Origin of the sequence: Sulfurifustis variabilis (assembly GCF_002355415.1) — a bacterium.
Lineage (GTDB): Bacteria > Pseudomonadota > Gammaproteobacteria > Acidiferrobacterales > Sulfurifustaceae > Sulfurifustis > Sulfurifustis variabilis.
In genome coordinates this window covers 1,858,588-1,883,861 of sequence record NZ_AP014936.1, presented here as the reverse complement: position 1 = coordinate 1,883,861, position 25,274 = coordinate 1,858,588, and the positions used below count along the sequence as shown (strand labels likewise).

The window sequence follows — 25,274 nt, the reverse complement described above, 5'->3', positions numbered from 1 at the left end:
CAGCCCGACGGACCCGTCTACTGGCAGCGCGGATCGCGTTTCTTGATGCCCATCTCGGTCGCGATCTGGGTGTAGGCCTTGCACTGCTCGGCCATGAACTTCGGCATCTCCTTCAGGCCGATGTCGATCATCGCGAACCCGTTCTCCTGCATCTTCTTGATGAATTCGGGGTCCTTGTTGATCTTGCCGATCAGCTCGGAGAGCTGCTTCTTGACGTCGTCGGGCGTCGCCTTCGGTACGGCGATGCCGCGGTACGCTCCGCCGACAAGGTCGAAACCGAGCTCCTTGAAGGTCGGGCAGTCGGGGATGGCGGGGTGGCGCTTGTCCATCGCGACCGCGAGGCAGCGCGCCTTGTCGCCGAGCTGCATCTGCACCGTGGTGTAGCCCCAGGAGCCGCTCACCTGCTTTCCGAGCAGCGCGGTGTTCGACGCGCCCGTGCCCTTGAACGGCACGTAGGTCGTCTTGATGCCCGCGAGCTTGTCGAAGCGCTGCTGCGCGAGATGGTTCGCGCTGTTGGTGCCGGAGCCGGAGAAGGTGATCTGGCCGGGTTTCTTTTTGGCGTCGGCGACGAGGTCCTTCACCGATTTGTACGGGCTGTCGGCGGGCACCATCAACGCGTCCGGCGTGTAGTGAAACCAGTAGACGTTCGCGATATCCGCGGTCTCGTAGCCCACGTCCTTCTCGAGCGGCTGCAGGACGATGTGCGGGAGGTTGGTGCCGACGATGGTGTAGCCGTCGGCCGGCATGTTGTTGAGCTGCGACCACGTCGTCGCGCCGCCCGCGCCGGCCTTGTACTGGATGGCGACGGTCTGCTTGGCGTACTTCTGGAAGAAGGGCTCCTGCAGGCGCGCCGAGATGTCGGACTCGCCGCCGGGCCCGAAGGCAATGATGTAGCTGATCGTCTTTTCGGGATAGGCCGCGTAGGCCCCGAGGGCGCCCAGCAGGGCGGCGCCGGCCAGGGTGAGTCTTACGGTTCTTTTCATGTCGTGGCTCTCCAGCTCGAAAGTGGCGGTGAACCGCGGAAGAATGGACGCGCGCCGGGTGCGACAATCGCGATCCATCGCACGAAACGCGATCGCGGCTCTCGGGCGACTCTACGGTCAGTGTTCTCGCAAAGTCAATTTTCCGGCATCCCCTTCCCGGAGCGTTTCATTGGCTGAAAACGCCGAGCCAGCGCCACCAGAGGAAGTTGATCGGCGTGAGCAGCGCCAGCTCGAGCGCCGCGAGCAGCAGCGTGATGCGCAGCGCGTCTCGCAGGCGCACGCCGCCGAGCTGCATTGCGACCACGAGCGGCGGCGACTGGTAGGGAATGAACAGTGCGGTGTAGCCGATGACCTGGGTCATCAGCACCGCGTAGAGCGGAAGGCCCGTCGCGTCGGCGAGCGTGTCGGCGAGCGGCGCGAGCACCGCCGGGACGCCCGCCATCGTGGCGACGAACCCGGTCGCGCTCGCGATGCCGACGAGCGAGGCGAAGTTCCGCGCTTCCGCACCGGCCTCGAGCGGCACGACGGCGAACAGCGCGGCGCCGAGCCAGCCGGCCAGGCCGCTGTCGGCAACGACCGCCGCCATGCCGAGAATGCCCGCGACGTAGATCACGGGGGCGAGGTTCGCCTGTCCGCTGAATACCTTCGGCGGCAGCAGCCGAAGCGCGGGGAGCAGGCACGCGGTCGCGGCCGCGAGCCCGATCCATCCCGGCCCGACGCCGTGCAGCGTGTCCGTCGCCCAGAGGCCGAGGGCGGCGACGAGCACGACGCTCAGGCGCTTCTCCGCCGGCGTGATCGGGCCGGCGCGCGCGACGCCGGCGTACGGCCGCGGCCTCTCCGCGAAGATCAGCGTCGTGAGCAGCACGATCAGCACGCTGTCGCCGATGCCGATGATCGGGAAGTGCAGCCGCAGGAATTCCATGTAGGCGAACGCGAGCCCGTACTGCGTCTCGGCGGCGCCGGCGAGCACCAGGTTCGGCACCGCCGCGGGCAGCACCGCGGCGGCCGGCATGAAACAGGCCAGCCCCGTCGCCATCACCATGCCGATGCGTCCGCGCGAGCCCTCGGCGAAGCCGAGCTGCGCGGCGAGCGCGTTGACCACCGGGATGAGCAGAACGACGCGCCCCATGCTCGACGGCATGAGGAACGCGAGCACCATGGCAACGACGACGAGGCCCGTGATCACGGCGAGGTAGCTCCTGCCGATGCGCAGCACGAGCGCCCGGGCCAGGCGCTCGCCGAGACCCGTGTGTTTCACCGCGGTGCCGATGACGACGCCCGCGAAGACGAGCCAGACGGCCTGCGCCGCGAAGCCGGAGAACACCACCGACGGCGGCGCGACCGCGAGGAGCATCGCGAGGAGGAAGAAGGCGATGGCCGTGACTTCCTCCGGGATCGCCGCCGTCGCCCACAGCCCGACGGCGAAGACCGTCAGCGCCGCGGCGTGCAGCAGCGTCCGGCTGACGCCGGGCGGCGGCGGCATGAGCACCAGGATCACCGCCGCGGCGAGCGCGAGCGCGGCGATGACGGCAGGCAGGCGTAAGGCGGTCTTGTCGATGGCGGACTCGGCGGGGTTCTTGTTGTCGGGGTCCGGTCCGGGGTCCTGCTCACGGCCTGGCGGCGCCGAGCGACATCCGCTCCAGGATCTCGATCAGCACCGCGGAGTCCGATTGTCCGTGGCCGTTGCCCATGATGGCGTTAAACGACTGCTCCGCGAGCGCCGAAGCCGGAAGCGCGAGCCCGAGCTCCCGCGCGAGCCGGACGGCGATGCCGATGTCCTTGTGATGCAGCCGCGCCTCGACGCCGGGCGTGAACTCGCGCTCGACCATGCGTTTGCCGAACACCTCCAGGATCGGCCCGCCGGCGAAGCCGCCGAGGAGCGCGTCCCGCACCCGCCCGGCGTCGACGCCGGCGCGCTTCGCGTAGAGCAGCGCCTCGGCGATCGCCTGCAACGTCACGCACATGATCATCTGGTTCGCCGCCTTCGCCACGAGCCCCGCACCGTGCCCGCCGACGTGCACGATGGTCTTCGCAAGGCACGCGAGCAGGGGCCGCGCGCGCTCCAGCGCCGGCGCGGGCCCGCCGACCATCATCGCGAGCGTGGCCCGCTCCGCGCCGACCGGCCCGCCGGACACCGGCGCGTCCAGGTGATCGATTCCCCGCGCCTCGAGGGCCGCCGCGACGCGTCGCGCGTCGACGGGGGATATCGTCCCCATGTCGATCACGAGGCTTCCGGGGCGGGCGCCGTGGATGACCCCCTGTTCGCCGAGCACCACCTCGTCGACGGCCGCCGCATCCGTCACGATGGTCAGGACCGTATCGCACCGCTCGGCGAGCGCGCGCGGCGATGTCGCCACCGCGGCGCCGGCCGCGCGCAAGGATTCCGCCGCCTCGGGCCGCCTCGCCCAGACGACGAGCGGGTGTCCGGCCCGAAGCAGGTTCGCGGTCATGTGCCGGCCCATGGCGCCGAGGCCGATGAAGCCGATGGGTCTGTGTTCTCGTGTCATTCCGGTGCGGGAGACCGTGGTGCCAACGCCAAGCATATCGGAGAACTGGCGAGTTCGGGGGAGAGCGGTGATCACGCTAGTCCGGCTGCGACAACGGCTCCACCACCGGCGGCAGAAGGCCGAGCTCGGCGTGGACCGCATTATCCTTCTGGGTGATCGTCAGGGTCACCCCTTCGCGCGGGAGCAGGGACTTCACCAAGTGCAGGCCCGTACCCAATCCTTGTCCTGTTCGAAAATCGAAGCCGGCGGGCAGGCGCGCACCTTGCGTCCGAACGACGAAGCGGCCGCCTTCGGCCTGCTGCTCGAGATAGATTTCTATAGATGCCTGCCAGGCCGGTGCGTGCTTGACGGCGTTCGTCACGAGCTCGTTGATCACCAGGGCGATGGGAACGGCGTGGGGTTCCAGCAGCTTGAGGGAGCGGGGCAGATCGGCCTCGAGGGCAATCTGTGGGCGCGGCTCGCGCGACTCGCAAACCGCACTGACGACGGCAGGCACCACGTCGCATAGCAGGAGGTCGCGCCCCGGGGTCAGGCTCTGCAGGCCATGGATGACCGCGATGGAGCGGATTTGGTCGATCGTGTCCTGTATCACCTCGCGCAACCCCGGGTGCCCGCCCATCTCGTATTGGAGCAAACCGATGATGCCCTGCAGATTGTTCTTGATGCGATGGTGCACCTCGCGGACGAGCGCCTCGCGCTGCGCCTTTTCATGTTCGAGTCGCGCGAGCTCCGCCTGCTTGAAATCGGTGATGTCTTCGGCAACGCCGGCAATCCGGTGAACCTCTCCCGCTGCGTTCATGATCGGGAACGTGCGCGCCCGGATCCAGCGGACTTCACCGCTTGACCGCACGATTCGGTATTCGCGGCGAAAAAGATCCCCCGGCGCCTGGCGTCGCAGGGTGTCGAGGACGGCCGCGCGGTCGTCCGGGTGGATCGACTGGACGAAATCGAGAGGGTTCTCCATCAATCCCTGGCGGGGCCGTTGCCAGATCTCCTCGTACGAGGGGCTGACATAGATCATCCGGTTTTCCCGCAGGTCCCGGACGAAGAACACCTCCTTGATGTTTTCCGCCAGTTGGCGGAAGAGGGCCTCGCTGTCGTGCAGTGCCGCTTCGGCCCGCTTGCGGTCCGTGGCGTCGCGCGCCATGACGACTCTCAGCGTCTTTCCGCGCCAGGACAGCGAACGTCCTTGCAGCTCCGCCCAGAACCTCGTGCCGTCGCGTCGCACGAGCAACAACTCGTACGGCTCGGTGGGTTTGATGTCCATCTGGGTCTTGGCGCTGTTCAGCGACTCGGGCGCCACCAGCGTGAACACGTGCTTGCCGATGAGATCTTTCGGGGATACCCCGACCATGCGCGCGGCGGCGGGATTGATGTCGTGGATGACACCCTCTTCGTGTATGAAGAGCGCTTCCTGGCTTAGCTCGGCGAACTTCTCCAGGCGCTCGCGCTGATCGGCGTCGGAGGCCCGCGGCGGGCGTTTTGGGCGACTCCGCGCTCTCGGTGGACGGCTCGCTTCCAAGGCTGGTCTCGCAGGGTGAGGTACCCGATAGTGTATCGACGGTGCTCCGGATCGTGGCACTCCTTGACGGCCGTCATCGATCCCGGCCCAAATCGTTGCCGCCGGTGCACGCGGCCGGCACTTCGACCTCGCGCACCGCCGCGGTCATTGACTTTACCCGACCTGTGCAATCAGGCATGCGGGGCGCGGGCGAACAGATGAATTAGAATTCATAACAACGTTCCCAAGAACAAGAATCTCAGGAACGAACGGGGGAAGCCGTCAACCGGGAAAGTCGAGATCCGCAGCTCCGTTGCGGATGCGATGAGAATGGCCCCAAGCGGCGGCCGGGCCTGAGGCGTTGCGCCTTGTTCTCCTACGATTCCCGCTCAATTTCGAATAAGAGAGAGCCGCATCCGCCCGGCGGGCCGCGGCACGGCTGCTGATGCACGAACGACGGAGGCGACAGTGGGAGCGGTAAAGCGAAAGCGCGCCACGAAGGCGCCGCGTCACCGGCGCGACCTCAACTACGCCTGGATGAAAGTCATCCAGGAGGCGAGCGCACTCGCATCGTCGCAACTCGAGTACGGCGAGGCGTTCGGAGCGGTGGCGGAGGCGCTGCGACGGGTCGCCCCGATCGACCAGTTCATGATCGTGCTCGAGGACCGGGGCGAGGCGGTGTTTGTCGTGGTGGAAAGCCCGGCCGATCACCCGTCCACGGTCGACCGCGATACCCGACTCCCGCTGGACGGAAGCTTCCTTGGGCATCTCAAGGGGCTTGGTAGAGCGTACATCGTGCGCGATCTGCGCCGCGAGCAGCGCTTTCCGGAGGACCTCATGATCGCGCGAGGGGGCATGCGCTCCTGTGCGCGAATCCCGCTTTACAGCGCCGGCCACTTCCTCGGGATGATGTCCGTCTCCAGCCACCGCCCCCGCGCCTTCACCCCCGCGCACCTCCCGCACCTCGAGTCCCTCGCCGTGCAGGTGGCGCACACGGTGGCGAACATCCAGCGCTACCAGCAGGCCAAGACCGAGGCCGACCGCCTCGCCGTGATCGTGCGCGAGGTGCACCACCGCATCAAGAACAACCTCCAGGGCGTGATCGGACTCCTCGGCCGCCACCGCGAGGACCACCCGCAGGCGGGCCCGGTCCTGACCCGCGCCATCGGCCAGCTCTACGCCATCGCCGAGGTCCACAACCTGCTGTCGCGCCAGACGCGGGAAACCGTGGGGCTCAACGCCCTCATCGAAGGCGTGTGCCGCGTCGCCCGGGCGCTGTCCCCGCACCAGATCCAGTCCCTTCCGACCGAGGCCACGGCGAAGCTCTGCGTCCCGGCGAGCGAGGCGGTCCCGATCGCGCTCATCCTGAACGAGCTCATCCAGAACGCCACGAACCACGGCTACCCCGACAACCGCCTCGGCACCGTGCGCGTCGCCCTCGACGTCGATCCCGAAGCCGTGTATCTGCGCGTCGCGAACGACGGCATTGCACCTGCGCGCGAGAGCGCCAGCGGCGTCGGCCTCGACCTGGTGCGCGCCCTCCTGCCGACCAAGGGCGCGCGCTTTCGCCTGTACCGAGAGGGAGAGTGGACGGTGGGGGAGGTGACCTATGCGCGCACCGGTGGCCTCGTCTATAAAGAAGAGGACGTATGACGCAGAAACACGCGCAATCGGCAGTTCGCATTCTCCTCGTGGACGATGACCGTCTGGTTCTCGCCACCCTCGCCGAGGGGCTTCGCGCCAGGGGATATCCGGTGGATGCGGTCGACAACGGCCGTGAGGCGCTGGAGATCTACCGCCGGGAACCGCCGAGCATCGTCATTTTGGACGTGCGCATGCCGGGCATGAGCGGGCTCGATACGGCGAAGGCGATGCTCGCCGCCGGTCATCGGCCCATCATCATGCTTTCGGCCTACGACGACCAGCCGATCGTGCACGAGGCGATCGCTCTCGGCGTCAGCGGTTACCTGGTGAAGCCCATCGAGGTCAATCAGCTGGTCCCCAGCATCGAGGCGACGCTTGCCCGCTTCGCCGAGGTCAACGCGCTCATGCGAGACACCACGAACCTGCGTGACGGCGTCGAGCACAACCGTATCGTCAGCACGGCGGTCGGCATACTCATGGAACGCGAGGGGCTCGGGCAGGATGAATCGTTCGAACGACTGCGCGGTCATGCGCGAGCCCAACGCCGGCCGCTTCGCGAGGTCGCCCGCGAGTTCGTGGAGGCGCTGGCGGCCGTCAATACGATCAGCCGCTCGAGCGCCGGCCCTCCCGGCTGAGGGCGGCGCACCAAACTGTCCGCGCCGAGGCCCACATCCCGCTTCCGGCGCTCCACCGTCTCTCGCAGTCGCTTTGGGCCCACGTCCCGCCCCGCTGGCTTTCGCTCCTGGAGTCCGGGATGCCGCACCCAAACAACACCGCCGCTCGAAGTCGGATATTGGTCGTCGACGACGACCGGTTTGTCCTGAGCACTCTGGCCGTCGGGCTCGAGCGGGCGGGTTATCGCGTGCAGGCCGTGGACAGCGGCCGGGAGGCGCTCTCGGCGCTGGCCAGCGATCCGCCCGACCTCGTGGTCCTCGACCATCAGATGCCGGGTTTCACGGGACTCGATGTCGCCGCTCGCATCCGCCGGCAGGCCGACATCCCGGTGCTCATGCTGACGGCCTCGGACGAGCCCGGGCTGATCGAGCGGGCGATCGCCCTCGGCGTCAACGGATACTTCGTGAAACCGATCGACTCCGCGCAATTGGTGCCTTCGATCGAGCTCAATCTCGTGCGGGCCCGGCGCGGGAACTGGGCACCTGCGCGAGTACCACCGCCCGCTGGCGGTCTGGAGGGCCAGGATGGCGGTGCCCACGTGCGCGTCGACCGGCGTGCCCTCGAGCGCGCGCTCGGCGCGCTGATCGCGACATCCGCCCGAACGGACGGTGGGGCCGCATGCGTGCTCATCGACATCGAGGGTTTCGATGCGATCGTGCAGCGTGAAGGACCCTTGCCGGCCCGGGTCCTGATCTCCGCACTGTGCGATCGGCTGCGTGCAGGCTTGCGGCAGGAGGATTTCTTCGCGCGGGTCTGGGAAGACCAGCTCTTCGTCCTGTTGCCCGATGCCGATGCGGGGTCCGCGCTCCGTGCCGGGCGGGCGTTGCTCGACGTCATCCAGGCATACCCGATTCCCGGAAACCGCCGCCTGTACGGTCGCGCGGGTGTGGCCCTGTTTCATGGCGCCTCGACGCCCGGGGCCGTGATCTTGCACGCGTACGCAGCGCTCGAGGAGGCGCGGGCGGGCGTTCCCGGGTCGCTGTACCTTTACGGCACGGACCGGGTGCAGCCTTGCGCCGAGGGCGAGGCCATGGAATCGGTGCTTCGAAACGCACTCGAGGAAGGCGGCGTGCACGTCGTCTACCAGCCGATCGTGGAGCTGCGGAGCGGTGCGGTGACCGGATACGAGGCGCTCATGCGGGTTCGCGACCGTCACGACAACCTGCTGACGCCCGCGGATTTCCTGCCCTTCGCCGAGCGGCGCGGCCTGATCGAGGATCTCGACAAGCGGGTCATCGAGCTGGCGGTGAACCGCCTCGTCGGGCTCCAGGTCGAAGCACCCGACCGCTTCATCGCCGTCAACCTCAGCGGGGCGCATTTCGGCCGCCCTGAGCTACAACGTCGCATCGCCGAAGTGGTTCGGGTCGCGGGGGTCGATCCCGCGCGTCTCGTCTTTGAAATCACCGAGACCGCGGCGCTCCGGGACGTGCGGCAGGCGCAGCACTTCATGGCGGAGCTCAAGAGTGCCGGCATCCGGTTCGCCCTGGACGACTTCGGTGCCGGTTTCGGTTCGTTTTCCTATTTGCGGAGCCTCCCTGTGGATTACATCAAGATCGACGGCGCGTTCGTGCGCGATCTCGCCCGCACGGCGTGCGACCGCCTGTTCGTCACGGCCATGGTCGATGTGGCGCGCGGCCTGGGCATCCAGACGATCGCCGAGCACGTGAGCGACGAGCAGACGGTGACCGTGCTTCGCGCTCATGGGGTGGATCATGCACAAGGGTTTTATATCGGGAGACCCGGGCCGCTATGAGCACGAGGACAGTGACTGCGCCGTCCGATGACAGGGCGCCGGATGTGACGACTTCGAGCGGGATGTCGGGCGAGGTCATCGGCGTCGGCCGGACCGGGGACCGCGTCCCGAGCGTCCTGCAATCGCTGGGAATGGGGTTTCGCGGCGTCGCGACACTGGACGATGCCCTGGTCGCCATGCGTACCCGTCCGTCGGTTCTGCTTGTCGCGTCCCGGGACGCGCTGGCGGGCGAGCCGCTGGATGGCCTGCGCGCGCTGCGAGCGGGTGTCGCTGCTCCCGCGGGCGTGATGCTCATCGTCGACGACGCCGCACAGGCCATGCCGTTTCTCGCCGAACGGCTGGTCGACGACTTCGTAATGGCCGCCGCCGATCCGGCCGCCCTCGAGGCCCGGCTGCTTGCGGCACTGCGCAAGGCCGAGACGGGCCAGTGGCTGCGCGTGCTCGCCGTCGCCGGCGAAACCATGGCGACGGCAAAAAGCCTGGATGGCGTTTTCGAAGGGATCGCCCGCGGTCTGGCGCCGGTTCTGCCGCTAGACCAGTTCGCGGTCGCATGGGAAGAGGGCGAGGACGTCCTGTTCGAGCGGGTGGTGCTCGAAGGCGACGTGGTGCAAACGCACCGTCTGGCGATAGCGAGAGCCGAGGCGTGCGGAATGCGGTTTGCGAACGGCGGAGAACGCCATCGGTTGTGCGCGGAGGTGAGGGATAGTCGGAAGGCGTTGGCGGAAGGAATGCATTCCTGCGTCTGCCTGCCCCTGGGCGGACAGCCCCGTGCAGCGCTCTGCCTCGCGAGCCACCGCCCCCGCGCCTTCACCCCCGCGCACCTCCCGCACCTCGAGTCCCTCGCCGTGCAGGTGGCGCACACGGTGGCGAACATCCAGCGCTACCAGCAGGCCAAGACCGAGGCCGACCGCCTCGCCGTGATCGTGCGCGAGGTGCACCACCGCATCAAGAACAACCTCCAGGGCGTGATCGGACTCCTCGGCCGCCACCGCGAGGACCACCCGCAGGCGGGCCCGGTCCTGACCCGCGCCATCGGCCAGCTCTACGCCATCGCCGAGGTCCACAACCTGCTGTCGCGCCAGACGCGGGAAACCGTGGGGCTCAACGCCCTCATCGAAGGCGTGTGCCGCGTCGCCCGGGCGCTGTCCCCGCACCAGATCCAGTCCCTTCCGACCGAGGCCACGGCGAAGCTCTGCGTCCCGGCGAGCGAGGCGGTCCCGATCGCGCTCATCCTGAACGAGCTCATCCAGAACGCCACGAACCACGGCTACCCCGACAACCGCCTCGGCACCGTGCGCGTATTGCACCTGCGCGCGAGAGCGCCAGCGGCGTCGGCCTCGACCTGGTGCGCGCCCTCCTGCCGACCAAGGGCGCGCGCTTTCGCCTGTACCGAGAGGGAGAGTGGACGGTGGGGGAGGTGGCATGGGACGAGCAAGGGCAGTTGCGCGCGTTCGCTTGACAGTCACGCTCCCTGTTCTAGTCTCACGATTAGCTGTCGGCACGCGCACTTAACCGCCTGTTCTCTCCCTGGCACGTGCCTTGCAGCTGATTCTGCATCCGCTGCATGGCCCACTGCCCGCCACGCGGCTTCTGATGGACGACAGCAGTCGCTGCTGTCGGCACCGATAGAGCCCACATCCTGCTCGAACGCGATTGCGCGACGTTTTCGGCGTTGCTGCTCCGCGTTCAATCACGCGACCAGCTTCAACCCACGGACAGGGACTGCGCAAGGGAAGGCGCGCACGGTTGCACTACATCGAAACGCGTGTCTCGGAGTCGGGGGTGTCGCAATGCTGGGTGAAAGCGTACCCGCCCATGGGATCTCACAGGGCGAAGAAGAGCGGAACTTCAATCCGGATCACTACGTCGTCGGTTTGCTTCGGCGCGCGGTTGCGAACCGGCAGGATGTGCGCATCCACGGGGGCGATCTGGGCGAGATCATCCTGTTTCCCGCCCGCGGCGAGTTTTTCGCATCGGGCGACGTGCCGACCTTGTGCCAGGCGCCGGCCGATCGCTTCCGCGTGAGCTGCCTGGGGGCCGCCAAGACGGAGGCGATCGCGCGGCAGCACGGAATCGGTCGCAATCTGGACGAGCTGATGTGGCAGGCCGGGTACTATGCATCGAACGGGCGACTCATGGAGGGCTGCTTTCGCGACGATGTCGTGCAGCTCCGCCACTGGCCGAACCTCACGCGCCTGCCGGCGCCCGCGAGCGCCATGCGCGTCGCGGCGCTGCTGACGCGGTATCCCACCTCGATCGGCTTCGCCGGGCGCCTGCTCAAGGTTCCGCGGACCGAGATGTACGCGTTCTACAGCGCCGCCCGGTGCGCCGGCCTCGCGATTGCAATCAATCGCAAACCCGTCGAGCCCGTCCTTAAACCGCACCGCAATCAGCCGCTGCTGGGTCTGCTGCTCAACAAGATCGCCGGGCTGTAGGAGAACCGACAATGAACATGGCGACGGACCACAAGATCATTTTCGCGGGCTCCGTGGGCGCGGGGAAGACGACCGCGATCGAGGCGATCAGCGACATCCCGCTCGTGCGTACCGAGCAGCGCGCAACGGACGAGACGGCGCGCCGCAAGAGCAACACGACGGTCGCGATGGACTATGGCGTGCTCAATCTCGATGGCGGCGCCAAGGTGCATCTGTACGGCTCGCCCGGGCAGGATCGCTTCGATTTCATGTGGGACATCCTGACGCGCGGGGGTATCGGTCTGGTCATGCTGATCGACAATGCACGCGAGGACCCGCTGGCCGATCTGGAGCACTATCTCACGGCGTTCAAGGACTTCATCTCGGAGCGCGAGGTGGTGATCGGGGTGACGCGCATGGACGTGAAGCCCCGGCCGGGACTGTACACGTACCATACGAAACTCGCCGAGCTCGGGATGAGGCCGCCGCTGTTCGAGGTGGACGCGCGCCGGCGCGAGGACGTCAAGATGCTGCTCCTCGCGCTGCTCACGATGCTCGACCCGGGACTCAAGCGTTGAGCCCGAACCAGGCCCAGGCGTCGAACACGCTGTCGTTGCGCGGCTTCGGTGTCGCGTTCGGCGAACGCGTGATCCTGAGCGACGTGACTCTCGACGTTCCCGAGCGCGGTGTGACGGTGCTCATGGGGCCCGCCGGCACCGGCAAATCGACGCTGCTCCGTACCCTGGCCGGGTTCAATGCCGCGAACCCCTCGCACCGCTGGTGGGGCGACGCGACGTATGCCGGAACCCCGCTGGGTGACGGTGAGCGGCCGGCAATGGTAACGCAGAGCGCGCGCCTGATGATGGCGGGCGTGCTCGAGAACCTGGTTCACGACCTGCCGGAGCGGCACACGCTCACGCTTCTGCAGCAGCGCGATCTCGCCCGGCGTCTCCTGCACCACGCGGGGCTCGACGATCTCGCCGGACGTCTGGAAAGGGCGGTGGTCAAGCTGCCGCTCGGGGTGCAGCGCCACCTCGCCATCCTGCGGCTCGCCGCCGCCTCGCCGCGCCTCCTGTGTCTCGACGAACCGACGAGCGGGCTCGAACCGAGCGAATGCGAGCCGATTCTCGAGTACATCGCCAAGGAGAGCCGGCGCCGGGCTATCCTCATCGTGCTTCACAACCAGGAACACGCGGATCGCCTCGGCGGCCACACGGCGCTGCTCGCCGGCGGCCGGATCCAGGAGCATCGCGCGACCGAGCATTTCTTCGTCGACCCGCGCTCGGAGCCCGCGCGCGAATTCGTGCGCAGCGGCTGTTGTGTCGTGCCGTCCCCCGGCGCGAAGCCGGAAGAGCTCGATGCCGGCGTGCCGGTACCCCCGCCGTTGCCCGCCGAAGCGCGCGCCTACGTGAGCGATTCATTCGGGCCGCGCGGGTTTCTCTGGATGAAGAAGGGCATGCTCGCGGGTACCCCGCGCCCGGGGGTGGTACGCGATATCGATTACGACCTGAGCGCGCTCAAGCGCGTCGGCGTTACCACGCTCGTGTCACTAACGCGTAATCCGGTCGACCCGAAGCTGCTGGGCGACTATGGCATAGACGGGATCTGGAGCCCGATTACGGACATGGAGGCGCCCACGGTACGCCAGGCCGTCGAGCTCTGCCGGCAAATGCAGGGACTCATGGCGGACGGAAAAGTCGTCGCGGTGCATTGCCGCGCGGGCCTCGGGCGCACCGGCACCGTGCTCGCGGCGTATCTCATCTGGGAGGGCCGGAGCGCGCTCGATGCACTCGAGTCGGTGCGATGCATCGAGCCGCGCTGGGTGCAGTCGGAGGCGCAGGTCGAGTTTCTCGAGGCCTTCGCACGGAGCCTCGCCAATTCACGCGCCCGGCAGCACCGGGCGCACGCCAGTACGGCTCGCACGCGGGCCGATCAGTCGGTTCCATCCAACTAACTAAACCAATCAAGGAGTCCGTGTAATGGCTAATGCGCTCGAAGCTCACCTCCAGAAGGTCGTCGCCGGCGTTCCGGAATGCGTGGCGGCCGGGTATGTCGATCTCTCGACGGGCATGCTGCTCGGAATCAAGACGGTCGACTCGCATCCGACCGAGATCCTGGAGCTGCTCGCCGCCGCCACGGCCGATATGTTCCAGGGGGCGAACGTGACCATGATCGAGAAGATGTTCAAGAAGGCGCGTGGCCTCAAAGACGACGGTCATCACTACTTCAACGAGATGATCGTGAACAGCGACAACCTGGTACACATCTTCATCCGCGGCAAGCAGAACGAGGAGCATGTCCTCGGTGTCGTATGCCGCAAGTCGGCCAACCTCGGCATGGCGTTGACCAAGGCACGCGGTTTCGTGCCGGAAATCGAAAAGGCGGCATAAGTCTCGGAGATCGGCTCACGGATCGCGGCCGACCGGCCGCGATGCCGGGGCGGAGGGATAACCATGCAGGCAGCAGTGAACGACAGTCAGGCACAACATCCGCTGGCGAAGGCGCTTCGACCGGTCTTGCGGCGGCTGAACAGCCTCTCCGCGGACATCGAGGCATCCGCCGTGATCTCCGGTGACGGCCTCACGATCGCCTCGGTCCTAGGCGAAGGCATCGATGCGGACCGGTTCGGCGCCATGTGCGCCTCGCTGCTTGCGCTCGCCGACCGGGCTGCGCAGGAGATCGCGCGCGGGCAATTGAAGCAGGTGCTGATCGAGGGAGAGAACGGCACGATGCTGCTGGTGCAGGCGGGCCCGGACGCGGTGCTCGCCGTCGCCGCGAGAGTCACGATCAACCTCGGAATGGTTTTCCTCGAGGCGAAGCGCACGGCGGCCGTGGTGCGGACGGCATTCAGGCCGAAAGGATAGGCGGCCGTGGCGCGAGCGTGGACGAAGCAACACCTGAACGAGTGGCTGCGCAAACTCCCGTTTGTGGCGTTCCTGTTCTTCCTGGCGAAGGGCCTGCTCTGGCTGATCGTCCCGCTGGTGCTCGTCGCGTTTCAGGCGGCCGACGGATGAATCAATGATGAGCGGCGGGAACGACAAACCCGACTGCGAGGTGGGGGTGGATTGCGACCGCGGCCGGGAGATGGGGTGCGGCACGTTCTGCTGTCGCCTGCTCGTGCGCCTCGATCCCGATGAGCAGGAGACCGTGAACCCCGGTCGCGTCGCCAAGGGATTTGTCGACAAGGATCCGGAAAGCGGGAACTGCGTGCACTTCGACGTGCAGACCAGTCTGTGCCGCGTCTGGACCCGACGACCGCGCGTCTGCCGCGAGTACTCGTGCAACGGAGACTATCTCCTGCAGGTCGTCCTGCGACACGGTTTCCGATCGCTCGCGACCCTGCTCAAGATCGCCCGGGACGCTTACATACCGAAGGAAACGTACGCGCATGTACCGCACCGCGGGACGCCTGCCGCGCCCGAAAAGGGGGGATCCGGAAGTGCCGCGATTGAACTACGAGGGTGAGTGGTACGACTGCCGCGACGGCGAGAGCGTCATCGATGCGTTCCTGCGCCAAGGCGTCAACGTGCCGTTCTCGTGTCGCAACGGGATCTGCCACACCTGCCTGTTGCGCTGCGTCGGCGGACAGGTGCCCGAAAAGGCCCAGTCCGGGCTGAGGCCGACGCTCCGAGCGCACGGCTACTTCCTGCCCTGCAAGTGCGTCCCCGCCGGAGACATGGAGATAGTGCCGCCGCGCGCGGCCGACCTCTACACGCCGGCCGTCGTCCACAAGAAGGAGCGCGTCGCGCCGGACATCTGTCGCCTCCTGATCGAGCCTGCGACGCCTCTCTATTACCATGCCGGCCAGTTCATCAATCTTCGCCGCCACGACGGGCTGATCCGGAGCTATTCACTCGCGAGCGCGCCGCAGAAGGACTACTTTCTCGAGCTGCACGTCAAGCGGGTCTTCCGCGGGGCGATGAGCAGTTGGATCTTCGACGAGCTCGCGGCAGACGATGAAGTCGAACTGCAGGGGCCCGAGGGTACCTGCTACTACGCGCCGAGCGCCAAGGACCAACCGATGCTGCTGGTCGGGACAGGCACCGGCCTGGCCCCGCTGTACGGCGTCGTTCGCGACGCACTGCTCAATGGCCATACCGGCCCGATTCACCTCTACCACGGAGTGCGCCACGCCTCGGGCCTGTACCTGCACCACCCGTTGCTCGCTCTTCTCGTTGCACATCGGAACCTGCGTTACGTACCCTGCGTCTCGGGCCCGCAGGTGCCGCCGTTCGCGGTCGCCGGGCGGGCCGACGCGATCGCGTTCCGGTCGCACGCCGGGCTCTCGAACTGGGCCGTGTACCTCGCCGGCCTTCCGGCCATGGTTTGGGCCGGCGTCGAGCTTGCCCGCAAGGCGGGAGCGACCGACGCGGCTATCCACGCCGACCCGTTCGAGAGCGCGACGGCCGGGATCCCGACCGCACCGGGGGGGAGGGGCGGGCGAAACTCGGATCGTGCGCCCGATGCCGAAATGTGGGCGGCGCTCGACGCCGGCGAGCGGCTCATGAGCATCCTCGTCGATTTCTACACGCGCGTGTACGCCGACCCGCGGCTGTCGTCGTTCTTCCACGGCGTCACGATGCAACGTTCGATTGAAAAGCAGTACCTCTTCCTGCGGCAGATATTCACGGGCGAGAGAATCTATTTGGGCGACCGGCCGCGCAACGCGCATCACTGGATGGTGATCTCCGACGAGCTTTTCGACTACCGTGAAGCGTTGTTGATGGAATGCGCTCGTCGTCATGGCCTGGCCGAGCGGCTGGTCCAGCGGTGGCGCGGGATGGAGGAGGGCTTCCGGCGGGATATCGTGAAGACCGCGCCCTGGAATCGCATGCTCGACGGTGTCGCGCTTCCCGTGGACGGTTTCGGCGAAACGCTCATCGAGGTCGGTTCGCTTTGCGACAGCTGCGGCGGCGAGATTCCGCCGGGAACGAAGGTCCGCTACCACCTGCGCCTCGGTTCGCTCCACTGCGAAGCCTGTCACGCCCCCGGGGCGGGCGGCGACGGGCGGGGCCGCGAGACATGACCGACTCCGCCGGCCCACGGACGACGGCGGCCTCCGTGCGCGGCGCCGTGCGCGCGTTCGTCATACCGACGGCGGCGGGAGCGTGGTATGCGCTCTCGGCCGGGGCGCGGGATCCCCGACGCGCGGTTCTTCGCCATCTTCTGCGAGACGGCGCGCGGCGCGCCCCATCGGTCGAGGAGCTGTGCGCGTGGACCGGGCGCGCCGACAGCCGTGAGGCGCGCGTCGTGCTGTTCCAGATGCAGCGCGCCGGCTGGCTGATCGGGGATGTCGCCCCGCTTCCGGAGCGCAACGAGCCGCCGGGCGACCGGTTGCCGGCGCTGCTCGAGGCGCTCTCCGATCGTCGACAGGCGTTGCTGGTCGACGAGTCCGGTTTGTGCGTTGCCGCGGCTGGCATGGACGAGGCAACGGCCCAGCGCGTCGCCGGACTCGCCCAGGTGCTGCATGGCCTCTGTCGGACGTTGGTGTCTGAGGACGAGAAAGCCGTCGGGGTTTTTCAGCTTACGATGGGAGCGGAACCATCCCCCGGCTGGACGCTGTGCGCCCTCGATGTCGGGTGCTCACGGCTCCTTCTGGGCACATGTGGCAATGTGTACCGGGAATCCGATGCCATCGTCGAGCTCGCCGCTCTGCTTCTAAGGCGGTACGAATGAGCGAACCGGCGGCGAGCGCGGAGAACGCCAGCGGCGCTTGCTCGGTGCAGACGGCGCTCTGCGAGCTCGTTGCATCGGGCGCCGGGGTGGAGGCCGCCGTCGTGGTGTCCCTTGACGGGCTTCCCATGGCCTCGCACGGCGCCTCCTTCGACGCGGACCGCCTCGGCGCTCTTTGCGGAGAGCTCGCCACGCTCGCGCGCACCGTTGCACAGGAATTCGGCCGCGGCGCCGTGGACGAGACGTGGGTGCGCGGCGACCGCGGCGTGGCCGTGCTGGTCGCCGCAGGCAGCGCCGCGATCCTCGCCGTGCTCGCGAGGGACGACGCAAAGCTCGGCCTGCTTCGTCTCGAGGCCCGGCGCGCGGCGCGGCTTGTGGCCAGCATGGTGTGAAACCGGCGCGCCGCTTTCCATGACAGTCCTGCCAGGAACCTCCGAGCAGATTGGCCGATTCCCGTCTTCCCGGAAGCCCGCTCCCGCAGCGTGTGAATCCCTACATTGATCTTCCTCAACGCACCGCAGTGCCGCTGCTGTAGCATGCGTCTCTACGCCGGGGGATCAGCGCATGAGTATCAGGGGCACACCGACGTCCGGAGTCGATTCCGGCAGCGCAATCCGGGCGCCGCGGGCCGTACGCGCCCTGTTGCCGCGCCGGCCGGCGGACTGGCTGGTCGCGGTCGCGCTCGCCGCCGCGTCGGTGGCCGTGCGGCCGCTGGTGAGCGGCGCATTCGGCGACACCATCACGTTCATCTTCGCCTTTCCCGCCGTGGTGGTGGCCGGCTGGTATGGCGGTTGGCGCCCCGCGGCGCTCACGGCGGGGCTGTGCGTCGCCGGCAACGCCGTCCTCGTCGTCTTGAGCGGCGCGCCGCTCCTGACGGGCGCGAACGCCACGCGGGTCCTCATCTTTTCGTTCTCGGCCGTGCTCATCGCCGTGCTCGCCGAGCAGTTGCGGGGGGCCCGGCTCGCCCTCGAGAAACGCGTGCGCCTGGCGGAGGAGCAGACCGACGAGATGCAGCGCCTCTCGAGCGAGGTGGAGCGCTCCAAGCGGGAGCTGCTCCTCTTCCTCGAGAACAACCCCGCGCTCGTCTGGCTGAAGGACGCCGATCTCCGCTACGTCTATGTGAACGAAAGCACCAGCCGCAGCTTCGGGATTCCCGGCGAGCAGTGGATCGGTCGCACCGACAGGGAGCTTTTCGGGCCGGAGATCGGCGCCCGGATGCACGAGATCGACGAGCGCGTGCTGCGCGAGAACCGGGTCATCCGCGAGCAGAAATCCTCGCCCGCCAACGAGAACCTTTATTACGTCGTGCACCGCTTCCCGCTGCCGATCGCCGAAGGGCGCATCGGCATCGGCGCGACCGCGGTCGACGTCACCCGCGAGAAGACCATCGAGAAACGGCTTCGCGAGGCGGACCAGCGCAAGGACGCCTTCATCGCCACGCTCGCGCACGAGCTGCGCAACCCGCTCGCGCCGCTCGGCAACGCCGCGCGGCTGCTCGCGCGCCGGCCGGAGCGCGAGGTCGTGGAGTGGGCCATCGGCGTCATCGACCGGCAGGTGGCCCAGATGGCGCGGCTGCTCGAGGATCTGCTCGACGTCTCGCGCATCAAACGCAACCGCCTCGATCTGCGGCGCGCCCGGGTCCCGCTTCAGGACGTGCTCGACGCCGCGTGCGAGCAGAGCCGGCCGCTGCTCGAGCGGGCGGGGCAGGAGCTGCAGCTCGAGCTGCCGGCCGACCCGGTCTACCTCGACGGCGACAAGACGCGGCTCGCCCAGGTGTTCGCCAACCTGCTGAACAACGCGGCGCGTTATGCGCGCGGCCCGGGCAAGGTCGCGGTCGTCGCCACCGAGGAGGGCGGGGACGTCGTCGTGAGCATCAAGGATCACGGTATCGGCATCGACCCCGCGGCGCTCGGTTCGATTTTCGACGACTTCTTCCAGCTGCAGCCGGCCGATCGGCGGGGCGAAGGCGGTCTCGGCCTGGGCCTGCCGCTCGTGAAAGGGCTCGTCGAGTTGCACGGCGGGTCGGTGAAGGCCTACAGCGAGGGAGTCGGGAAGGGGAGCGAATTCGTCGTTCGCCTGCCGGCCGCCGGCGAACCGCTGGTGACCCGGCCTCCGGCGTCGACGGTGCCGGGCTCGACCGCCGCGGAGCGCCCGCTGCGCGTCCTCGTGGTCGACGACAACCGCGACAACGCCGACTCGATGCGAGCGCTGCTCGAGGCCTTCGGCCACCGGCCCGCCGTCGCGTATCGCGCGGACGAGGCGCTCGCGCTCGGGGCGACATTCCGGCCGGAGGCGGTGCTCCTCGACATCGGCCTTCCCGACATGACCGGCTACGAATGCGCCGAGCTCATCCGCAAGACCGAATGGGGGCGCGACGTCTTTCTGGTCGCGATGACCGGGTGGGGCAAGACGGAGGACAAGCACCGGGCGTTCGAGGCCGGCTTCGACGAGCACCTCACGAAGCCGGTCGACCTCGACCGGCTCGAAAAGGGCCTCGCCCGCCGGACGGCGCCGCCGGCCGCGTTGCGACCGGGCGGCCTCGCCCACCGGCACGGGGATCCGCGCCTCAACTGATCGTCGGCGACGCGGGAAGCGAACCGGTCACGCGTCCGGCTGCGGGTTCGGACGCGGCAGCGCGAAACAGAAACGAGCCCCGGCGCCCGGGCGGCTCTCCGCCCAGATGCGGCCACCGTGCGCTTCCACGATTCCACGCGCGATCGCGAGCCCGAGCCCCACGCCCTGGCGGCGGTCGCCCGGCTTTCGCCAGAAGCGGTCGAACACGCGTGCGCTGTCCTCTTCCGTCATGCCCGAACCGTTGTCGCTCACGCAGAACGCGAGCTCGCGGCCGGAGCGGGTCAGGTTCAGCTCCACGCCGCCGTCGCGGGCCGGCGCGAACTTGATGGCGTTCTCGATGAGATTGGACAAAGCCTGCAGAAGCCGGCTGCGGTCGCCGAGGAGCGGGCAGGAGTCGGACGGCACGTCGAGGAGGAAGCGCACGCCCTTCGCCGCGGCGATGGGCATCATGAGCTCGGCCGCCTCGCGCGCGAGGCGCAACGCGTCGAGCGAGGACCGTTCGATGCGGAAGGTGCCCGATTCCATCCGTGCGCGGTCCAGCAGATCCGAAATCAGGCGTTCCGCCCTGCCGGCGGACTGGCGGATCCGGGCGATCAGGTCCTCGGGCGACGTCCTGCCGGAGTTGCCGTACTGCATGACGCGATCGAGCGCGTCCAGGTTGAAGCGGATGGCGGCCACCGGGCTGCGCAGGTCGTGGGCGAGCACGGCCAGCACTTCCTCGCGGCTCGCTTCCGCGCGGCGGCGCTCGGTGATGTCGGTCGCCACGCCCACGAAGCCGCCGGCCTCTTCTCCCTCGGGCAGCGGGGAGTAGCGAATCTCGAAGTGGCGATCGAAGAAGGGCACTTCGGCCGTGAAGGTCTCGCCCGCGAGCGCGCGCCTGGCCTGATCGAGGAACGCCGTGTCCTTCAGGGGCAGCTCCTCGATCGAGCGCCCGACGATCGCCTCGGACGGCAGGCCGCGCATCTGCAGCTCGCTGCCCGCGCTGAAGAACGTGAACCTGCCCGCGGCGTCGACGGTGAACAGGACGACCGGGGCGTGGTTGACCACCTGCTGGAGCCGCAGCTCCGACCGGCGTTGCGCTTCGTGCGCCTTGCGCAGGCGCAGCAGCGCGCGCACCGAGGCGAGCAGGACGGCCGGATCGACCGGATGCACGAGGTAGCCGTCGGCTCCGTCCTCCAGACCGCGGGCCCGATCGCGGTCGGTGACGAAGCTGGCGGAGACGTGAAGCACGGGGATGAGCGCCGTATGCGCATCGGTCTTGATGCTCCGGCACACGTCCCAGCCCATGATGTCCGGCAGGCGGATGTCGAGCAGCACGAGGTCGGGGCGGCGTTCGAAGACGAGCTGCAGTCCTTCGCGCCCGGTCCCGGCCTCGAGCACATCGTAACCGGCGGCCTTGAGCAGGCGCGCGACCGCGTAGCGGTTGCCGTCGTTGTCGTCGATGACCAGCAGGGTTTCCGGCGAGTCGGGCGCCGAGAGGGCGCGGCCCGCCTCGCCGGGCGACGCGGCGCCGGAGGAGGGGAAGCGTGAAAGCTGCGTCATGCCGTGACTTCTCCTGACGAAGCGGCTTCGTCGATGTGCAACCCGGCCTTGGACAACGCCGCGTTCAAGCGCTTCTGCGTTTCCTCGCGGGACAACCCCTCCTTGGGGATGACGGTCGCCGCGGCGCTCAGTCGCCGGCGATCATCGTGGCTCAATGCCTGCGCGGTGTAAACGATCACCGGGATGTCGCGAACCTCGCTGTCCGCCTTCAGCGCGGCCAGCACCTCGAATCCGTCGAGGTCCGGCATCCCGAGGTCGAGCACGATCGCCTGCGGATGCCGTTCCCGCGCGAGCCTCAGACCTTCCTGTCCGCCGGCGGCCTCGAGCAGCGTGATACGCGCGGGCGCGAGCGCGCCCCTGACGAGGTAGCGGGAAATCTCGTCGTCGTCGACGATCAGCACGGTCCGGTGCCGGGCACGCTGGGCCTGGCTCAACTTTTCGATGAGCCATTCGCGCTGCAACGGCTTCACGTGAAAACCGTCGGCCCCGAGGGCGAGCGCCTTCTTGGCGTTCTCGACGATGGTGACCACGTAAGTCGGGATGCCGCGGGTGGACGCGTTCTCCTTGAGCTCGGTCAGCAGTCCCCAGGTGCTCTCGCCTTCGAGCAGAACGTCGAGGACGATCGCGACCGGCCGGATCTCCTGCAGCACCGCGCGCGCCTCTCTCGTGGAGCGCGCCGGGATGATCTGGAAGCCCGAGTTCTTCACGTACTTCTCGTAGAGGAACAGCACCTCGCGGTTGTCCTCGACGACCAGCACCGGCAGGCGCGTGGGATCGAGATGGCGGGTCAGCTCGGGCACGTAGGACACCTCCGCCGGCCCGGCATAATGGACGGCGACGGTGGCGTAGAAGGTCGATCCCACGCCGACGTCGCTCTTGACCGAGATGTTGCCGCCGAGCAGCTGGGCCAGGCGGCGCGAGAGCGGCAGCCCGAGTCCGGTCCCGCGCACGCGCCGCTGGATCTCGGAATCCACCTGCGTGTACTCCTCGAAGATGCGCTCCTGGTCGGCCGCCGCGATGCCGATCCCGGTGTCCGTCACGTGGAACAGCATCATGCCTCCGCTCGCGAGCTCCGCGCCCACGCGCACCTCGCCGCGCTCGGTGTACTTGAGCGCGTTCGAGATAAGGTTGCGGAGGATCTGCGCCACCTTGCCCTCGTCGGTGTAGAGCGGGGGCAGGTGGTCGGTCGACTCGAAGACGAGGTTTACCGACAGGTTCGCGGCGAGCAGCGGCTTGAGCATGCCGCGGATGGTGCCGAACAGGTCGCTCACCCGGAACTCGACCGGGTGCACCGGAATCTTGCCGGCCTCGACCTTCGCCAGATCCAGCAGGTCATTGACCAGCTCGGACAGGTTCTCGGCGGCCTTGCGGATGAAGCCGATCTGCTTCTCCTGCTCCGGGTTCAGCTCGCCGTCCACGCGGTCGAGCAGCAGGCGCGCGAGACTCAGGATCGAGTTCAGCGGCGTGCGGAACTCGTGCGTCATGTTCGACAGGAAACGGCTCTTGACCTCGTTGGCGCGCTGGAGCGTGTAGGCCTTTTCGTCCAGCTCCGCGTAGAGCGCGACGACGCCGCGGTTCGTGTCCTCGAGCTCGCGGTTGAGCTCCGCCAGCTCGCGCTGGCGCTGGTTCAGCGCCTCGAGCGCCTGCATCAGCTCCCGGTTCTGCTGCCGCAGCTCGTCGATCGGGTCCTCGAGCGCCTGCGCGGCGAGCCGCGCGGCGATGTCGCCGAGCCGGCCGGGCGCCACCGCGGCGGGCAGCCGCTTGCCGAGCGTGACGGTCGTGCCGCGCGACGGGCTCGTGTCCACCCGAAAATCATCCATCAGCCGCTTCGCCCCGATGATGCCCTTGCCCATGCCGGTTTCGGAGCGATAGCGCCCGTCGAGGATGTCGTCAAGACCGTCGATGCCCGGTCCGCGGTCGCGGATCCGAACGGCGAACGTGGTCCCGGCGTCCTCGAGCGTGAACTCCGCGCGCCCGCCGCCGGCGTAGCCGAACGCGTTGCGCGCGATTTCCGACACGGCGGTCGCGATGCGCGTCTGGTCCTGGGCATCGAAGCCGAGGAGGGCCGCGATCTGGCGCGCGCGCTGGCGGGTCGCCACGACGTCGCGCTCGAAGCGGATGTCCTGCGCGAGGATGGGACGGCTGGAGAGATCGACGCTCGCCATGGCGGTTCAGCCTCCGTCCGTCCGCAGCACGACGACGGTCACGTCGTCGCGGCTGCGGCGGTAGTCGCGGTAGAGCACGCCTGCGATCAGGGCCGGATCGCGGCGCAGCAGCCCCGGGTAGCGGTCCAGCGACCAGAGGCCGCGCAGGCCGTCCGAATGCAGGACCAGGAGAGCGCCGTTCTCGCACGGATAGGTGAACTCCTGTACCTTGCGGACGCCGCCGCCGACCGTCCCGTTGAGCGACACGACGCTGCGGCTGCGTGCGTGGGCGTTCGCGGTCACGATCGACCCGGCGATGTTCCCCACGCCGACGTATCGGATCAGACGGCGGGCCCGGTCGATCTCGGCGAGCCCGATCGCGGCGCCGCGGGTCTTGCGCAAGGCGTCGTCGATCCGGCCCATGAGATCCGGGAGGCCGCCGCCCGCGCGGCGCGCGGCGAACACGCGCGCCGCTTCGTCGGCCGCCTCCGCGGCCCGCTCGCCGTGACCGAGGCCGTCCGCGACGAGCGCGAACAGGCTGTCGCCCGACTGCTCGACGATCCAGCTGTCGCCGCAGACCGCTTCGCCGGGACAGGGGACGTTGACGGCGCCGACCGCATGCCCGGCGCGTGCGCCGCCGCGGGGCGGAGCGAGCCACAGGCGCACGAGCACCGCGGTCCCGCCGTCGGGGACCGACCACACCTCGAAGGCGTCCGCGAGGCGTTCGAGCGCGCCGAGCCCCGTACCCGGACTGCCGGCGGTCGAGTGACCGTCGCGCATGGACTCGGCGACGTTGCGGATGCCGCGGCCCCGGTCGAGGGCCAGCATCTCGATACCGCGCGCGCCGAGCTCGTCGATGCGGCGCAGCACCAGCTCGCCGGCGCCCGCGTGCTTCACGATGTTCGTCGCCATCTCGGTCGCGGCGAGCGCCGCCTTGCCGGCGGCGTTTTCGTCGAACCCGGCCGCCGCGGCGAGTCGCTGCGCGGCGCGGCGCGCCTCGCCCACGCGGCTCTCTTCCTCGATCGGTATGGCGAGGGAGACGCGTGTCATGTCCAGCGGACGAGGACGATGCGCGTGCCCTTTCCCGGACGCGGTTCGATGGCGAATTCGTTGCACAGCCGCTTCGCGCCGCCCAGCCCGAGGCCGAGCCCGCTGCCCGTCGTGTAGCCGTCCTTGAGCGCCAGCTCGACGTCGTCGATGCCGGGACCCTCGTCCTCGAAGATCAGCCGGATACCCCGGCGCCCGGCGTCCTCGAGCGACTCGATGCGCGCGCTGCCGCCGCCGCCGTGGATGACGGTGTTGCGCGCCACCTCGCTCGCGGCGGTGACGATCTTGGTCTGGTCGACCAGGCTGAAGCGCTGCTCGTTCGCCATCCGGCGCACCGCCTGCCTGGCGGCAACGATGTCCGCCTCGCCGCGCACCGGCAGGACCTCACTTTTCAGCACCACCATCCACCCTCTCTCCCTCGGAAGGTGCCAGGCCGCCTGGTACCTGAGTGCCGATCGAACGCGACAGGAGCGCCATCCCGCGCTCCACGTTGAGGGCCGTGCGCACGCCGGTGAGGGAGAGTCCGAGCTCCACCAGCGTGATCGCGACGGCGGGCTGCATGCCGACGACCACCGTTTCGGCGTCGAGCACGCTCGCCATCGCGGAGATGTTCGCGAGCATGCGGCCGATGAACGAGTCGACGATCTCGAGCGAGGAAATGTCGATCAGCACGCCCTTGGCCCCGGTCTCGGTGATCTTGCTGGTCAGGTCCTCCTGCAGCCGCATGGCCAGGCGGTCGTGCATGTCGACCTGGATGGTGACGAGCAGGAAGGGGCCCATCCGGAGGATCGGAATTCGCTCCATGGGGTGCGCCCGG

General features: G+C 68.5%; 23 protein-coding genes. 14 read left to right on the top strand and 9 right to left on the bottom strand.

Annotation, left to right across the window (positions count from 1 at the left end; translation table 11 throughout):
• Positions 1-17: 17 nt before the first annotated feature.
• The 4 genes from SVA_RS09005 to SVA_RS08990 all read right to left on the bottom strand — a co-directional run bounded on the left by SVA_RS09005 (position 18) and on the right by SVA_RS08990 (position 5,012).
• Positions 18-983 carry a tripartite tricarboxylate transporter substrate binding protein gene (locus SVA_RS09005; RefSeq protein ID WP_096462888.1) on the bottom strand — a complete coding sequence of 322 codons (966 nt, stop codon included), beginning with the start codon at positions 981-983 and terminating at the stop codon, positions 18-20.
• A gap of 166 nt (positions 984-1,149) precedes the next feature.
• Positions 1,150-2,466 (bottom strand): SLC13 family permease, encoded by a 1,317-nt coding sequence (locus SVA_RS09000; RefSeq protein ID WP_231971906.1) that lies wholly within the window; start codon positions 2,464-2,466, stop codon positions 1,150-1,152.
• A gap of 124 nt (positions 2,467-2,590) precedes the next feature.
• Entirely contained in the window at positions 2,591-3,490 is a 900-nt protein-coding gene (locus tag SVA_RS08995) for an NAD(P)-dependent oxidoreductase (RefSeq protein ID WP_096460910.1), read from the bottom strand.
• A 76-nt stretch (positions 3,491-3,566) separates the two neighbouring features.
• A complete protein-coding gene (locus SVA_RS08990) occupies positions 3,567-5,012 on the bottom strand; it encodes a sensor histidine kinase (RefSeq protein WP_148665428.1) in 1,446 nt (481 codons plus the stop codon).
• 447 nt (positions 5,013-5,459) lie between these two features.
• On the opposite strand from SVA_RS08990, the gene SVA_RS08985 reads away from it, so the two are divergent.
• The 14 genes from SVA_RS08985 to SVA_RS08925 all read left to right on the top strand — a co-directional run bounded on the left by SVA_RS08985 (position 5,460) and on the right by SVA_RS08925 (position 19,724).
• Positions 5,460-6,644 (top strand): sensor histidine kinase, encoded by a 1,185-nt coding sequence (locus SVA_RS08985; RefSeq protein WP_096460908.1) that lies wholly within the window; start codon positions 5,460-5,462, stop codon positions 6,642-6,644.
• A complete protein-coding gene (locus SVA_RS08980; protein ID WP_096460907.1) occupies positions 6,641-7,270 on the top strand; it encodes an ANTAR domain-containing response regulator in 630 nt (209 codons plus the stop codon). The genes SVA_RS08985 and SVA_RS08980 overlap by 4 nt, the downstream gene beginning before the upstream one ends.
• A gap of 119 nt (positions 7,271-7,389) precedes the next feature.
• The gene (locus SVA_RS08975; RefSeq protein WP_096460906.1) at positions 7,390-9,063 is read left to right on the top strand and encodes a two-component system response regulator; all 1,674 of its coding nucleotides are present in this window, start codon (positions 7,390-7,392) and stop codon (positions 9,061-9,063) included.
• 44 nt (positions 9,064-9,107) lie between these two features.
• A complete protein-coding gene (locus SVA_RS08970) occupies positions 9,108-11,498 on the top strand; it encodes a sensor histidine kinase (RefSeq protein WP_169924038.1) in 2,391 nt (796 codons plus the stop codon).
• 17 nt (positions 11,499-11,515) lie between these two features.
• Positions 11,516-12,055 carry a GTP-binding protein gene (locus SVA_RS08965; protein WP_096462887.1) on the top strand — a complete coding sequence of 180 codons (540 nt, stop codon included), beginning with the start codon at positions 11,516-11,518 and terminating at the stop codon, positions 12,053-12,055.
• A complete protein-coding gene (locus SVA_RS08960) occupies positions 12,052-13,431 on the top strand; it encodes a phosphatase domain-containing putative toxin (protein ID WP_096460904.1) in 1,380 nt (459 codons plus the stop codon). The genes SVA_RS08965 and SVA_RS08960 overlap by 4 nt, the downstream gene beginning before the upstream one ends.
• Positions 13,432-13,456: 25 nt before the next feature.
• Entirely contained in the window at positions 13,457-13,867 is a 411-nt protein-coding gene (locus SVA_RS08955) for a roadblock/LC7 domain-containing protein (RefSeq protein WP_096460903.1), read from the top strand.
• Between the two features lie 63 nt (positions 13,868-13,930).
• Positions 13,931-14,341, top strand: coding sequence for a roadblock/LC7 domain-containing protein (locus tag SVA_RS08950; protein WP_096460902.1), 411 nt, complete (start codon positions 13,931-13,933; stop codon positions 14,339-14,341).
• Positions 14,342-14,347: 6 nt separating this feature from the next.
• Entirely contained in the window at positions 14,348-14,491 is a 144-nt protein-coding gene (locus SVA_RS19790) for a hypothetical protein (protein WP_169923903.1), read from the top strand.
• A gap of 4 nt (positions 14,492-14,495) precedes the next feature.
• The gene (locus SVA_RS08945) at positions 14,496-14,942 is read left to right on the top strand and encodes a YkgJ family cysteine cluster protein (RefSeq protein ID WP_096460901.1); all 447 of its coding nucleotides are present in this window, start codon (positions 14,496-14,498) and stop codon (positions 14,940-14,942) included.
• On the top strand, positions 14,926-16,503 hold the full coding sequence (locus SVA_RS08940; protein ID WP_169924037.1) for a 2Fe-2S iron-sulfur cluster-binding protein: 1,578 nt from the start codon (positions 14,926-14,928) through the stop codon (positions 16,501-16,503). Before SVA_RS08945 ends, SVA_RS08940 begins: the two co-directional genes overlap by 17 nt.
• A gap of 35 nt (positions 16,504-16,538) precedes the next feature.
• Entirely contained in the window at positions 16,539-17,153 is a 615-nt protein-coding gene (locus tag SVA_RS19445) for a hypothetical protein (RefSeq protein ID WP_148665427.1), read from the top strand.
• Positions 17,150-17,542 (top strand): roadblock/LC7 domain-containing protein, encoded by a 393-nt coding sequence (locus SVA_RS08930; RefSeq protein WP_169924036.1) that lies wholly within the window; start codon positions 17,150-17,152, stop codon positions 17,540-17,542. Before SVA_RS19445 ends, SVA_RS08930 begins: the two co-directional genes overlap by 4 nt.
• 172 nt (positions 17,543-17,714) lie before the next feature.
• Complete coding sequence (locus SVA_RS08925; protein ID WP_096460897.1) at positions 17,715-19,724, top strand: ATP-binding protein; 2,010 nt, start codon at positions 17,715-17,717, stop codon at positions 19,722-19,724.
• Positions 19,725-19,751: 27 nt separating this feature from the next.
• Here SVA_RS08925 and SVA_RS08920 read toward each other — a convergent pair whose 3' ends face one another.
• From SVA_RS08920 to SVA_RS08900, 5 genes are read right to left on the bottom strand one after another with little or no spacing between them, the layout of a single operon-like run.
• Positions 19,752-21,266 (bottom strand): sensor histidine kinase, encoded by a 1,515-nt coding sequence (locus tag SVA_RS08920; protein WP_096460896.1) that lies wholly within the window; start codon positions 21,264-21,266, stop codon positions 19,752-19,754.
• Positions 21,263-23,431 carry an ATP-binding protein gene (locus tag SVA_RS08915; protein ID WP_096460895.1) on the bottom strand — a complete coding sequence of 723 codons (2,169 nt, stop codon included), beginning with the start codon at positions 23,429-23,431 and terminating at the stop codon, positions 21,263-21,265. The genes SVA_RS08920 and SVA_RS08915 overlap by 4 nt, the downstream gene beginning before the upstream one ends.
• Before the next feature lie 6 nt (positions 23,432-23,437).
• A complete protein-coding gene (locus SVA_RS08910) occupies positions 23,438-24,460 on the bottom strand; it encodes an ATP-binding protein (RefSeq protein WP_096460894.1) in 1,023 nt (340 codons plus the stop codon).
• Complete coding sequence (locus SVA_RS08905) at positions 24,457-24,861, bottom strand: anti-sigma regulatory factor (RefSeq protein WP_179948811.1); 405 nt, start codon at positions 24,859-24,861, stop codon at positions 24,457-24,459. Before SVA_RS08905 ends, SVA_RS08910 begins: the two co-directional genes overlap by 4 nt.
• Positions 24,842-25,261 (bottom strand): STAS domain-containing protein, encoded by a 420-nt coding sequence (locus tag SVA_RS08900; RefSeq protein WP_096460893.1) that lies wholly within the window; start codon positions 25,259-25,261, stop codon positions 24,842-24,844. Before SVA_RS08900 ends, SVA_RS08905 begins: the two co-directional genes overlap by 20 nt.
• Positions 25,262-25,274 lie beyond the last annotated feature (13 nt).